The following is a 13140-nucleotide window of genomic DNA, read 5'->3' on the forward strand; positions in this document are numbered from 1 at the left end:
GACATGGAAACCATTCTCCTCTTCGCGCCGCTTGTCGGGGCCATCATCGCGGGCTTCGGCTGGAAGATGATCGGCGAACAGGCCGCCCAGTGGGTGGCCACGGGGCTTCTGTTCCTGTCGGCGCTGCTGTCCTGGATCGTCTTCCTGACCTTCGACGGCACGACCGAGCACGTGGAGATCCTGCGCTGGATCCAGTCGGGGACGCTGGACACCTCATGGGGCATCCGCATGGACCGGCTGACCACGATCATGCTGATCGTCATCACGACCGTCTCGGCGTTGGTGCATCTGTATTCCTTCGGTTACATGGCCCATGACGAGAATTTCCGCGAGGGCGAGCATTACAAGGCGCGCTTCTTCGCCTACCTGTCGTTCTTCACCTTTGCCATGCTGATGCTGGTGACAGCCGACAACCTTGTGCAGATGTTCTTCGGCTGGGAAGGCGTGGGCGTCGCCTCCTACCTGCTGATCGGGTTCTACTATCGCAAGCCGACCGCCAATGCCGCGGCCATCAAGGCGTTTGTCGTCAACCGGGTGGGCGACTTCGGCTTTGCGCTGGGGATATTCGCGATCTTTTACCTGGTCGACTCGATCAAGCTGGACGATGTCTTCGCCGCGGCCCCCGAACTGGCCGAGACCCGGATTTCCTTCCTGTGGGCCGAATGGAACGCTGCCAACCTGATCGGCGTGCTGCTGTTCATCGGGGCCATGGGCAAATCGGCGCAGTTGATCCTGCACACCTGGTTGCCCGACGCGATGGAAGGGCCGACCCCGGTCTCGGCCCTGATCCATGCAGCGACCATGGTCACGGCGGGCGTTTTCCTGGTCTGCCGCATGTCGCCGATCTACGAATTCGCGCCCGACGCGCAGGCCTTCATCGTCTTTCTTGGCGCAAGCACCGCATTCTTCGCCGCGACGGTCGGCCTGGTCCAGAACGACATCAAGCGGGTCATCGCCTATTCCACCTGTAGCCAGCTGGGTTACATGTTCGTGGCCGCGGGCGTGGGCGTCTACTCGGTCGCCATGTTTCATTTGCTGACCCACGCCTTCTTCAAGGCGATGCTGTTCCTGGGCGCGGGGTCGGTCATCCACGGGATGCACCACGAACAGGACATGCGCCATTACGGCGGACTGCGCCACAAGATGCCCAAGACCTTTTGGGCGATGCTGATCGGTACGCTGGCCATCACGGGTGTCGGCATCCCGCTGACCGGCTGGATCGGGTTCGCGGGCTTCGCCTCCAAGGATGCGGTGATCGAGAGCGCCTACGTCGGCAGCGCGGGCGGCTACGCCTTCTGGCTTCTCGTCGTGGCCGCGCTGTTCACCAGCTTCTACAGCTGGCGGCTGATGTTCATGACCTTCTGGGGTAAACCGCGCGGCAACAAGCACACGCACGACCACGCCCATGAAAGCCCCAATGTCATGCTGATCCCGTTGGGGGTGCTGGCCATCGGCGCCATCTTCGCCGGCGCGATCTGGTATTCCAGTTTCTTCGGCAAGACCAACGAGGTGGTCAAGTTCTTCGGCGGCGAATACGGCGAACCGACCGCCGAGCTGGTCGAGGCCGTGGCCGAACGCAGCCCCAAGGCTTCGGAACTGCATTACGTCATGGAAAGCGCGCCGGGGGAGGCCGGCATCTACATCGCGCCGGAGAATACCGTGCTGCACGAGGCGCATTACGTGCCGACCTGGGTCAAGCTGGCGCCCTTCATCGCCATGTTGATCGGCCTGGGAACGGCCTACCAGATGTATATCCGGCGCCCCGACCTGCCCGCGAAACTGGCCGAGAACCAGCGCCCGCTTTACGAGTTTCTTCTCAACAAGTGGTATTTCGACGAGCTTTACGACCTCGTCTTCGTGCGCCCGGCCCGGATCATCGGCCGCTTCCTGTGGAAGCGTGGCGACGGCAATGTCATCGACGGCGGGATCAACGGGCTGGCGCTGGGCGTTGTGCCCTTCTTCACCCGGCTCGCGGGGCGTTGGCAGTCGGGCTACGTCTTTACCTACGCATTCGCCATGGTGATCGGGATTGTGCTGATCCTCACCTACGTCACGATCACCGGGGGGGTCGAGTAATGGGCAACCTTCTGACAATCACGACTTTCATCCCGACCATCGCGGCGGTGATCCTGGCCATCTTCCTGCGCGGCGAGGACGAGGCGGCGCAGCGCAACGCCAAGTGGGTGGCCATGGCCGCCACCGTGATGACCTTCGTGGTCTCTCTGTTCATCCTGTTCGGGTTCAACCCGAACGACACCGGCTTCCAGTTCGTCGAGGAACGTGACTGGCTGCTGGGGCTGCAATACAAGATGGGCGTGGACGGGATCAGCGTGCTTTTCGTGATGCTGACCACCTTCCTGATGCCGATCACCATCGCGGCCTGCTGGAACGTGACCCACCGGGTCAAGGAATACATGATCGCCTTCCTGCTTCTGGAAACGCTCATGCTGGGCGTCTTCATGGCGCTGGACCTGGTGCTGTTCTACATGTTCTTCGAAGCCGGCCTCATCCCGATGTTCCTGATCATCGGCATCTGGGGCGGCAAGGAGCGCATCTACGCGGCCTTCAAGTTCTTTCTCTATACCTTTCTCGGCTCGGTGCTGATGCTGGTGGCCATGGTCACGATGTTCTACCAGTCCGGCACCACGGACATCGAGACGCTGCTGACCTATCCCTTCGGCACCGAGACCATCACGGTCATGGGCGTGCATGTCATAGGCGGGTTGCAGACGCTGCTCTGGCTGGCCTTCTTCGCGAGTTTCGCGGTCAAGATGCCGATGTGGCCGGTCCATACCTGGCTGCCCGATGCCCACGTGCAGGCCCCGACCGCGGGGTCCGTGGTTCTGGCCGCGATCCTGCTCAAGATGGGCGGTTACGGTTTCCTGCGCTTTTCGTTGCCGATGTTCCCCGTGGGCACCGAGGTCATGGGCGACCTTGTGCTGTGGCTGTCAGCCATCGCAATCGTCTACACCTCGCTCGTCGCGCTGGTGCAGGAGGACATGAAAAAGCTGATCGCCTACAGTTCTGTGGCGCACATGGGCTATGTCACCATGGGAATCTTCGCGGTGAACCAACAGGGCATCGACGGCGCGATCTTCCAGATGCTGTCGCACGGCTTCATCTCGGGGGCGCTTTTCCTGTGCGTGGGCGTCATCTATGACCGGATGCACACCCGCGACATCGACGCCTACGGCGGCCTCGTGAACCGGATGCCGGCCTATGCGCTGATCTTCATGCTGTTCACCATGGCCAACGTCGGCCTGCCGGGGACCAGTGGCTTCATCGGGGAATTCCTGACCCTGATGGGCGTGTTCAAGGCCAACACCTGGGTCGCCGCCGTGGCCACCACTGGCGTGATCCTTTCGGCGGCCTATGCGCTCTGGCTCTATCGCCGGGTGGTCATGGGCGACCTGATCAAGGAAAGCCTGAAATCCATCACCGACATGACCCCCCGCGAGCGCTGGATCTTCGCGCCGCTCGTGGTCATGACCCTTCTGCTGGGCGTCTATCCCAGCCTTGTCACCGACATTATCGGCCCCTCGGTCGAGGCGCTGGTGGGTCAGGTCACGACCGCGCAAGCGGCGTTCGAGCCCGTCACCATGATGGCCCAGCACTAAGGAAATCGAGCGATGATCTCTGCCGATCTGAACACCATCCTTCCCGAAATCATCCTGGCGGTCTATTCCATGGGGGCGCTGCTGCTGGCTGTCTATACCAGCAAGGACAAGATGGCCGGCCTGCTGACCTGGACCACCGCGGCGCTGTTCCTGGCACTGGCGCTCTGGATCGGGTTCGCGTGGCAGGGCACGGACACGGCCTTCGGCGGCATGATCGTCGATGATGCCTATGCGCGGTTCGCCAAGGTCGTGATCCTGGCCTCGGCAGCGGCGGTCCTCGTCATGGGCGAGAATTACATGGCCCGGCGCGACCTGCTGCGGTTCGAGTACCCCATCCTCATCGCGCTGGCCGTGGTCGGCATGATGGTCATGGTGTCGGCGGGCGATCTCATGGTGCTCTACATGGGGCTGGAGCTGCAATCGCTGGCGCTCTACGTCGTCGCCTCGATCCGGCGCGACAGTGCGAAATCCACCGAGGCGGGCCTGAAGTACTTCGTGCTTGGCGCGCTGTCCTCGGGCTTGCTGCTTTACGGTGCCTCGCTGACCTATGGCTACGCGGGCACGACGCTGTTCTCGGGCATTATCGAGGCCACCTCGGACGGCGTCTCGCTGGGGCTGCTCTTCGGGCTGGCGTTCCTGATCGCGGGCTTCGCCTTCAAGGTCTCGGCGGCGCCCTTTCACATGTGGACGCCGGATGTCTACGAAGGGGCCCCGACGCCGGTCACCGCCTTGTTCGCCACCGCGCCCAAGATGGCGGCGATGGCCCTCTTTGCCCGCGTGGTGCATGATGCCTTTGGCGGCACCATCGGCGACTGGCAGCAGATCGTGGCCTTCCTCGCTGTGGCGTCGATGTTCCTGGGCGGCATCGCGGCCATCGGCCAGACGGACATCAAGCGGCTCATGGCCTATTCCTCGATCGCGCACATGGGCTTTGCGCTGATGGGCCTTGCGGCTGGCACGGCCTTCGGTGTGCAGGCGATGTTGATCTACATGACCATCTACATCGCCATGAACATTGGTACCTTCGCCTTCATCCTGTCCATGGAAAAGGATGGCCGGCCGGTCACCAACATCGCGGCTCTGAACATGTATTCCAGGGCCGAGCCGGGCAAGGCGCTGGCCATGCTGGTGCTGTTGTTCAGCCTTGCGGGCGTGCCCCCGATGCTGGGCTTCTTCGGCAAGCTCTACGTGCTGCGTGCCGCGGTGGACGGCGGCCTTGCCTGGTTGGCTGTCCTGGGTGTCCTGGCCTCGGTCATCGGCGCCTTCTACTACCTGCGCATCGTCTATTACATGTATTTCGGCAAGCCGACCGAAGATGCGCTCGACCGCAACGCCTCGCCGGTGCTCTGGTCCCTGCTCATGGCCTCGGCGGTGGTCATGCTGGTGGGGATCGTTAACCTCTTCGGGGTGGAACCGATCGCACAAGCGGCCGCGCTTGCCCTTGCAGGGTAGCTGGCCCGAGGGGGTCGGGCGCATCGTCCTGCCCCGCACTGACAGCACCCTGTCCGAGGCCGCCCGGCGCTTTGCCGGGTTGCCGGCGCCGACCTGGATCCTGGCCCATGAACAGACCGCGGCCCGCGGGCGTCGGGGCCGTGCCTGGGCCAATCCGCAGGGCAATTTCGCCGCGACATACGTGATGAGGCTGGACCGTCCGGCGGGCGAGGCGGCGTTGCGGTCCTTCGTCATGGCTCTGGCCCTGCGCGACGCGCTCGGATCGGCCACCGGGCGGACCGATCTGTTGGCGCTGAAATGGCCCAACGACGTGCTTATGTCGGAGGGCAAGCTGGCAGGTATCCTGCTGGAAACCGTCATGCTGCGGGGCCAAATCGCCGGCCTGGCCATCGGGGTGGGCGTCAACCTGTTCGCGGTGCCCGATGCCGGCAGTCTGGACCCCGGCGCGGTATCGCCGGTTTCCGTCCACGCGGAGACCGGGGTCAGCATCAGTGACCTCGAGTTCCTCGGCTTGCTGGCGCGCGCTTATGCCGGATGGGAGCATGACTTCACGACCTACGGCTTTGCCCCCATCCGCGAGGCCTGGTTGCGCAACGCCGCCCGGCAGGGCCAGGTCATTACCGCGCGCCTGCCCGGTGAAGAGGTCATCGGCACCTTTGAAACCGTTGATGAAAACGGATATCTAGTGCTTACCACAGCCAAGGGCGCCCGGCGGATCGCGGCCGCGGACGTGTTCTTTTGAAAGGCGAAACCCCGATGCTTCTCTGTATCGATTGCGGCAATACCAACACGGTCTTCGCGCTCTGGGATGGCGAGGAATTCCTGTGCACTCTGCGCACGAGCACGCATCATGCGCGCACGGCGGATGCCTATTTCACCTGGTTCTCGACCCTGCTGAACCACTACCGGATCAAGCCGGATATCTCGGATGTCATCATATCCTCGACGGTGCCGCGCGTCGTCTTCAACCTGCGCGTCTTTGCCGATCGTTTCTTCGGCTGCCGCCCGCTGGTCGTGGGCAAGCCTGACTGCCAGCCGCCGGTCCCGCCGCGTGTCGACGCCGGCACCTCGGTCGGTCCCGACCGGCTGGTCAACGCCGCCGGAGCCCATGACCGGCACGGCGGCGACCTCATCGTGGTGGATTTCGGCACCGCGACCACCTTCGATGTCGTGGCGCAGGACGGTGCCTATGTCGGCGGTGTGATCGCGCCCGGCGTGAACCTGTCGCTGGAGGCGCTGCACAGCGCCGCCGCGGCGCTGCCGCACGTGGATGTGACCAAGCCGGCCCATGTCATAGGCACCAATACGGTGGATTGCATGCAATCTGGGGTCTTCTGGGGCTATGTCGGCCTGGTGGACGGCATCTGCAACCGCATCAAGGGCGCGTATGACCGCCCCATGAAAGTCATCGGAACGGGCGGCCTCGCCCCGTTGTTCAGTACCGGCGAGGCGCTATTTGACACGGTCGAGGACGACCTGACCATGCACGGTCTGACGGTCATCCATCGCCACAACAAGGAACACACCTGACAATGAGCAGCGACAGATTGATTTACCTCCCCCTCGGCGGCGCGGGGGAGATCGGGATGAATTGCTACGTCTACGGCTACGGCCCCGAGGGCAAGGAACGCCTGATCGTGGTCGACCTGGGCGTGACCTTCCCGGACATGGACACGACGCCGGGGGTGGACCTGATCTTCCCCGACATCTCCTGGCTGGAGGCACGCAAGGACCGGATCGAGGGTATCTTCATCACGCATGCCCACGAAGACCACGTGGGCGCCGTGGGCCACTACTGGGAAAAGCTGGGCGCCCCGATCCATGCCCGCGCCTTTACCGCCAATATCGCCCGGCGCAAGATGTCCGAACACGGCTACTCGGAATCCACGGTGCGGACGGTCGGTGCCTGGCCCGAGGACAGCATCACGGCGGGGCCCTTCACGCTGGGATTCGTTCCGATCAGCCATTCCATCCCCGAAAGCTCGGGGCTGGTGATCGATACGCCCAAGGGCCGTCTGGTCCATACCGGCGATTTCAAGATCGACGAGACCCCCGGCGTCGGTGAACCCTTTGACCGTGCGCTTTGGGCACAGGTGGCCGAGCCGGGCGTCAAGGCGCTGATTTGCGACAGCACCAATGTCTTCTCGCACCACGCTGGCCGGTCCGAGGCCAGCGTCGGCCCCGAGATCGAAAAGCTGATGACCGAGCAGCCGGGCATGGTGGTGGCCACGACCTTTGCCTCCAACATCAGCCGGGTGCGCACGATCGCGCAGGCCGGCGTGGCGGCGGGCCGGTCAGTCTGCCTCCTGGGCCGGGCCATGCGGCGCATGATCGAGGCGGCGGTCGAGACCGGCATCCTCGACGACTTCCCCAGTGTCGTCAGCCCCGAAGAGGCCAAGGATATTCCGCGCGAGAACCTGCTGCTGTTGGTCACTGGCAGCCAGGGCGAGCGTCGCGCCGCAAGTGCCCAATTGGCGAACGGCAAATACATGGGATTGCGCATGAAGGAGGGCGACACCTTCCTGTTCTCGTCCAAGACCATTCCCGGCAACGAACGCGGCGTGATCCGCATCATGAACCAGTTCTCGGAAATGGGCGTGGACGTGATCGACGACAGCGCCGATCGTTACCATGTTTCAGGCCATGCCAACCGGCCCGACCTGAAGGCCATGCACGAGATCTGCCATCCCGAGCTGGTGATCCCCATGCACGGGGAGCACCGCCACTTGCGCGAACAGGTCAAGCTGGCGGGCGAGGGCGGTTATCCGGGGGTTCTGGCCGTCAATGGCACCATGGTCGATCTTGCCGTTGGCAAGCCCGTCGAGTTCTTCGAGACCGGCCGCGTCTATCTCGACGGCCGCGCCCAAGTGGGCCAGTTCGACGGGATCGTCCGTGACCGTATCCGCATGGCGCTCAACGGCCATGTGACGGTGACGCTTGTCATCGACGAGCAAAGCGAGCCGCTGGGTGATCCATGGTGCGATTTGATGGGCCTGCCCGAGATGGGCCGCAACGGCGCCGACCTGGCCGAGACGCTGGAAAGCGCGCTTGGCAGTTGGTTGCAACGGGCGGATGCAAAGGTGCTGCGCGATGACGCGGTGCTGGAAAAGGACCTGCGCACGGTCACACGGCGCACGACCGAAAACGAGATCGGCAAGAAACCGGAAGTGACGGTGGTGGTCAGCCGCCTGAGCTAGAGCGGCGCGCAAGCCGGAAAAAGCCGCGGCGGGATGGAAATTCTGGAATTTCCATCCTACCCGGCGCGGCGTTCGTCGAAGCTCTTGATGATGAACTCGGGGGCGTCGTCGCCCATGCCGACGACGGCCTCGTCCCGTTGATCACGTCCGCCGCGGCCACGCCGGGCGCGGCTGTCGGGCTTCTTTTCGGGCCTTGGCGCGGGCTTGGCCTCGGAGGGCGCGTCCGGCTTGGCCTCTGACTTGGGCGCTTCGGGCCTGGGCTCTTCGGCCGCGGCCGGGTCGGCCTTCTTGCGCGATAGCGTGCGGCTGCGCTTGGGCTTTTCCGCCGGGGTCTCTTCGGCGGCTTCGGGCGCGGGCGCACCGTCTGAAAGCGGGTTTTCCAGCCGCGGGATGTCCTTTTCCAGAAGCTTCTCGACCGCCTCGAAATACTTGTCGTCGCGCGGGCCGCAGATCATCACGGCCTTTCCCGAGCGCCCTGCGCGCCCCGTCCGTCCGATGCGGTGGACGTAGTCCTCGGCATGGCTGGGCACGTCGAAGTTGAAGACATGGCTGACGGCGGGAATGTCCAGGCCGCGGGCGGCCACGTCCGAGGCTACCAGAAGGCGGATCGACCCTTCGCGAAAGTCGTCGAGCGTCCGCGTCCGCTGGGACTGTTCAAGGTCGCCGTGGATAGGGGCCGCGTCATAGCCGTATTTCTTGAGCGACTTTGCGACCGCGTCCACATCCGTCTTTCGGTTGCAGAAGATGATGGCATTGCTGCAAGCTGGCCCCTCGGCGTCGATCAGGGCGCGCAGAAGCTTGCGTTTCTCGCTGTCGGCGCGGTCCCGGCGCGAGCCCTTGAACATCACCACGCCCTGTTCGATGGTCTCGGAGGCGGTGGCCTGCCGGGCCACCTCGATCCGGGCGGGGTTCGACAGGAAGGTGTTGGTGATCCGCTCGATCTCGCTTGCCATCGTGGCGCTGAAGAACAGCGTCTGGCGGGTAAAGGGCGTCAGGCCGAAGATCCTCTCGATGTCCGGTATGAAGCCCATGTCGAGCATCCGGTCGGCCTCGTCCACCACCATGACCTTGACGTCGGACAGGATCAGCTTGCCGCGCTCGAAGTGGTCCAGCAGGCGACCCGGCGTGGCGATCAGGACGTCCACACCCTTGTCGATCCGCTGGTCCTGTTCCTTGAAGCTGACGCCGCCGATGAGCAACGCCTTGGTCAGCTTGGTGTGCTTGGCGTAGGTGTCGAAATTCTCGGCCACCTGGGTGGCCAGTTCGCGCGTGGGGCACAGCACCAGGCTGCGGGGCATCCGTGCCCGCGCACGTCCACGCTTGAGCATGGTGATCATCGGCAGGGTAAAGCCGGCGGTCTTGCCGGTGCCGGTCTGGGCGATGCCCAGGACGTCGCGCCCTTCGAGCGCGGGGGGAATCGCCCCCGCCTGGATGGGGGTGGGAGTTTCGTAGCCGGTTTCCTCGATTGCCTTGAGAACCTTGGCATCGAGTTTCAGGTCGGAGAATTTCGTCAAATCAAGCCTTTCGCGTGGTCGCGGCGTTGGAGACGGCCGCAGATACGCACGCGGCCCGCCCGGCCGGATTGCCGTGGCGTCTTTATAGCGTTCGCATACGCCGCCGGGCGGCAAAGGTCAAGGAAATCGACGGCCGGGGCTTGCGTTCTAGGTGACGGGGATGGGACCACGGACCAGGAAAGGAGATTCATCATGATACGCAAACACGGCAGCGCGGTCTGGACCGGCGGATTGCAGGACGGCAAGGGCACGGTCAACACGCAAAGCGGGGCAATCAAGGATCTGCCCTACGGGTTCGGCACCCGGTTCGAGGACGTGCCCGGCAGCAACCCCGAAGAACTGATCGGCGCGGCCCACTCGGCCTGTTTCGCGATGGCGCTGTCCAATATCCTCGGCGAAAGCAACATCGTGCCCGACGACATCAACGCGACGTCGACCATTCATTTGTCGATGGATGACGGCCCCAGGGTCGTAAAGGCGCACCTGGATGTGACCATCAAGGCCGCGGGCGACGAGGACACGATCATGAAGGCCGCGAAAGCCGCCGAGAGCGGCTGCCCGATTTCGCAATTGCTCGATTGCGAGATCACCATGGAGGCCCGGATCGCCTGATCCCGATCTCCGCCCCAAGCCACCGGCATTGGGGCGGGGGCATCAAACCATCATTTCCTTGGTCGCCGACAGGGTGATGTCGGGGTAGTCCCGTTCGACGCGGTCGATGTCCCATTGCAGGCGGGTCATGTAGACGACGTCGCCGTCGTTGTCGTAACTGATGTGTTGCTTGTTCGCCTGGGCGAACCTGTCCACGGCATCGTTTGGGCCGTGGACCCAGCGCGCGGACGTGAACTGCGACGGCTCGAAGCGCACGGGCAACCCGTATTCCGTCTCGATCCGGCTGCCCAGCACCTCGAACTGCAGCGCGCCCACCACGCCGACGATGTAGCCCGCGCCGATCATCGGCTTGAAGACCTTGGCGGCGCCTTCCTCGGCGAACTGGAACAGCGCCTTTTCCAGGTGTTTGGCCTTCATGGGGTCGCCCGCGCGGACCCCCTGCAGCAGCTCGGGCGCGAAGGACGGAATGCCGGTGACCTTGAGCGCTTCGCCCTCGGTCAGGGTGTCACCGATCCGCAGCTGTCCGTGATTGGGGATGCCCATGATATCGCCTGCCCAGGCCTCCTCGGCCAGTTCCCGGTCGCTGGCCAGGAACAGCACAGGGTTGGAGATTGCCATCGGTTTCTTGGTGCGCACATGGGTCAGTTTCATGCCGCGCTTGAAGTGCCCCGAGGACAGCCGCACGAACGCGACCCGGTCGCGGTGCTTGGCGTCCATGTTGGCCTGAACCTTGAAGACGAAGCCGGTGACACTGGGCTCCTCCGGTGCGATCTGGCGCGGTGTGGCGCTGGTGGGCTGGGGTTCGGGGCCGAAGTCGCCGATGCCCTCCATCAGTTCCTTGACACCGAAGGAATTGATCGCCGAGCCGAACCAGATCGGCGTCATTGTCCCGTCCAGCACCGCCTGGGCGTCCAGCGGCGGTAGGAGTTCGCGGGCCATTTCGACCTCTTCAAGGAAGGGCTCCAGCAGGTGGGCGGGAACATGCTCGGCCAGTTTCGGATCGTCCAGCCCGTTGATCTGGATGCTCTCGGCCACCTTGTTGCGGTCGGCCCGGTCCATCAGTTCCAGCCGGTCGCGCAGCAGGTCGTAGCAGCCGATGAAATCGCGTCCCATGCCGATGGGCCAGCTGGCGGGGGTCACGTCTATGGCCAGGTTTTCCTGGATCTCGTCCACGATCTCGAAGGTTTCGCGGCTTTCGCGGTCCATCTTGTTGCAGAAGGTCAGGATCGGCAGGTCGCGCAACCGACAGACCTCGAAGAGCTTTCGGGTCTGGCTTTCCACGCCCTTGGCCCCGTCGATCACCATGACGGCCGCGTCCACTGCCGTCAGCGTGCGATACGTGTCCTCGGAAAAGTCCGAGTGGCCCGGCGTGTCCACTAGGTTGTAGCGGAAATCCTTGTAATCGAAGGACATGGCCGAGGCCGAGACGGAAATGCCCCGGTCCTTTTCCATCTGCATGTAGTCCGAGCGTGTGCGTCGCGCCTCGCCCTTGGCGCGGACCTGTCCGGCCATCTGGATGGCCCCGCCGTAGAGCAGGAATTTTTCCGTCAGCGTGGTCTTGCCGGCATCTGGGTGGGAGATGATGGCGAAGGTGCGCCGCCGGGCAATCTCGGCGGGCAGATCGGGGCGATTTGTGCGGGTGTCCAACATGGCCCGCCATATAGAGGGGGGACGTGAGCGGCGCAAGCGAAGGGTGGATTGGGGCTGTCTGTATCGCGTCGGTGGACAGACTCGCGGATTTCGGCGGGTCGGCGCCGTGCGTCCTACCGTGTCGAGGCGCGTTTCAGCAGGTCGGCGGCGTCGGGGTGGTCGAGCAGGGCGCGGCCGACCTCGAATTGCAGATGGGAGCTGTTGCCGTGGGCGGCGGCCTCGGCCAGCAGCTTTTCCTCGAGTTCGGCGGGCAGGGCCGCGCGGGTGCGGGGATCGACCAGCAGGGTCTCGGCGGCGATGCCTTCGGCATAGATGATCTGATGGGCGTCGAACAGGATCTGGTAGTAATCGACGAAGCCGCCGGTTTCGCGGCGGACGGTATCGCCGTTCACCAGGTGGCGGGCGCGGACCAGTACCTCGTGCCGCCCGGCCCCGAGCGCATCGGACCGCTGGTAGATGAAGAGCCGGTGATCGGGGCTGACCAGCAGGTCGTTTTCATTGTGCAGGGCCCCGGCGGTGATCCGGACGGGGGCGAAATCGCCTACGGCGCGGGCCGTCGAATGGCCGACCCAGCGCACCGGGCGGGGGCCGTCGTCACGGGTCAGCACCATGTCGCCGGGGCGCAGATCCTCGACCGGTTTCTGCTCGCCTTTGGCCATGGTGATATGGGTGCCCCGGGTGAAGGAGACGCAGGCCGATTGCGCGAATTTGCGCAGCGCGCCGTCCCGGTCGACGCCGACCAGCGCATAGCCGGTGCGCGGCGCGATCTGTGCCAGAGGCATGGCGTAGATGTCGGCGACATGGCCTGCGTCGTCCACCTCGACGAAGACGAGCACGTCGGTGGTCCCGCCGGTCGCCGACATCAGCGTGAGCGCGCAATCGAGATGGACATGCGCGCCGGGCAGGCCGATTTCCGATTCGGCCCCGATGGTGAAGGGGCCGGTGCCATGCATGACCAGCGACAGCCGCGCCGGGCGTGCCTGCGGTGTCAGCTCATAGACGTCGTCAAGGTCGAGTTCGGCGGCGAAGGACAACGCATCGCCGAGGTTGGCCCCGCTCACGACACGGAAATCCACGGCCTGAAAGACCGGGATGGAT

General features: G+C 64.3%; 10 protein-coding genes. 7 read left to right on the top strand and 3 right to left on the bottom strand.

Annotated elements, in window-relative coordinates; genetic code table 11:
* The first annotated feature begins 3 nt into the window (after positions 1 to 3).
* Genes nuoL through VJ897_RS03535 form a run of 6 tightly spaced genes read left to right on the top strand, consistent with a single transcriptional unit; the run spans position 4 to position 8266 of the window.
* Entirely contained in the window at positions 4 to 2076 is a 2073-nt protein-coding gene (nuoL, locus tag VJ897_RS03510) for an NADH-quinone oxidoreductase subunit L (protein WP_324053298.1), read from the top strand.
* Complete coding sequence (locus VJ897_RS03515) at positions 2076 to 3617, top strand: NADH-quinone oxidoreductase subunit M (protein WP_324053300.1); 1542 nt, start codon at positions 2076 to 2078, stop codon at positions 3615 to 3617. Before nuoL ends, VJ897_RS03515 begins: the two co-directional genes overlap by 1 nt.
* Positions 3618 to 3629: 12 nt before the next feature.
* Positions 3630 to 5069: an NADH-quinone oxidoreductase subunit NuoN gene (nuoN, locus tag VJ897_RS03520; RefSeq protein ID WP_324053302.1), complete on the top strand. Its 1440-nt coding sequence runs from the start codon at positions 3630 to 3632 to the stop codon at positions 5067 to 5069.
* Positions 5059 to 5811, top strand: a complete 753-nt coding sequence (locus VJ897_RS03525; protein ID WP_324053321.1) for a biotin--[acetyl-CoA-carboxylase] ligase — start codon at positions 5059 to 5061, stop codon at positions 5809 to 5811. Before nuoN ends, VJ897_RS03525 begins: the two co-directional genes overlap by 11 nt.
* Positions 5812 to 5825: 14 nt before the next feature.
* The gene (locus VJ897_RS03530; protein ID WP_324053304.1) at positions 5826 to 6599 is read left to right on the top strand and encodes a type III pantothenate kinase; all 774 of its coding nucleotides are present in this window, start codon (positions 5826 to 5828) and stop codon (positions 6597 to 6599) included.
* Positions 6600 to 6601: 2 nt separating this feature from the next.
* Positions 6602 to 8266, top strand: a complete 1665-nt coding sequence (locus tag VJ897_RS03535; RefSeq protein WP_324053306.1) for a ribonuclease J — start codon at positions 6602 to 6604, stop codon at positions 8264 to 8266.
* A 56-nt stretch (positions 8267 to 8322) separates the two neighbouring features.
* On the opposite strand, the gene VJ897_RS03540 is transcribed toward VJ897_RS03535, so the two are convergent.
* Positions 8323 to 9780 carry a DEAD/DEAH box helicase gene (locus tag VJ897_RS03540; RefSeq protein WP_324053308.1) on the bottom strand — a complete coding sequence of 486 codons (1458 nt, stop codon included), beginning with the start codon at positions 9778 to 9780 and terminating at the stop codon, positions 8323 to 8325.
* A gap of 192 nt (positions 9781 to 9972) precedes the next feature.
* On the opposite strand from VJ897_RS03540, the gene VJ897_RS03545 reads away from it, so the two are divergent.
* A complete protein-coding gene (locus tag VJ897_RS03545) occupies positions 9973 to 10392 on the top strand; it encodes an OsmC family peroxiredoxin (protein ID WP_324053310.1) in 420 nt (139 codons plus the stop codon).
* Between the two features lie 42 nt (positions 10393 to 10434).
* Here the strand turns inward: VJ897_RS03545 and VJ897_RS03550 are convergent, their stop codons facing one another.
* On the bottom strand, positions 10435 to 12042 hold the full coding sequence (locus tag VJ897_RS03550; RefSeq protein ID WP_324053312.1) for a peptide chain release factor 3: 1608 nt from the start codon (positions 12040 to 12042) through the stop codon (positions 10435 to 10437).
* 113 nt (positions 12043 to 12155) lie between these two features.
* The coding region (locus VJ897_RS03555) for a Hint domain-containing protein (protein ID WP_324053314.1) at positions 12156 to 13140 on the bottom strand (985 nt) is incomplete at its 5' end.

Origin of the sequence: Salibaculum sp. (assembly GCF_035270045.1) — a bacterium.
GTDB lineage: Bacteria > Pseudomonadota > Alphaproteobacteria > Rhodobacterales > Rhodobacteraceae > Salibaculum.

Coding starts and splice junctions, on each gene's coding strand:
- VJ897_RS03535 (WP_324053306.1), top strand. CDS start 6,602: ATGAGCAGCGACAGATTGATTTACCTCCCCCTCGGCGGCGCGGGGGAG.
- VJ897_RS03545 (WP_324053310.1), top strand. CDS start 9,973: ATGATACGCAAACACGGCAGCGCGGTCTGGACCGGCGGATTGCAGGAC.
- VJ897_RS03530 (WP_324053304.1), top strand. CDS start 5,826: ATGCTTCTCTGTATCGATTGCGGCAATACCAACACGGTCTTCGCGCTC.
- nuoL (WP_324053298.1), top strand. CDS start 4: ATGGAAACCATTCTCCTCTTCGCGCCGCTTGTCGGGGCCATCATCGCG.
- VJ897_RS03550 (WP_324053312.1), bottom strand. CDS start 12,042: ATGTTGGACACCCGCACAAATCGCCCCGATCTGCCCGCCGAGATTGCC.
- VJ897_RS03515 (WP_324053300.1), top strand. CDS start 2,076: ATGGGCAACCTTCTGACAATCACGACTTTCATCCCGACCATCGCGGCG.
- nuoN (WP_324053302.1), top strand. CDS start 3,630: ATGATCTCTGCCGATCTGAACACCATCCTTCCCGAAATCATCCTGGCG.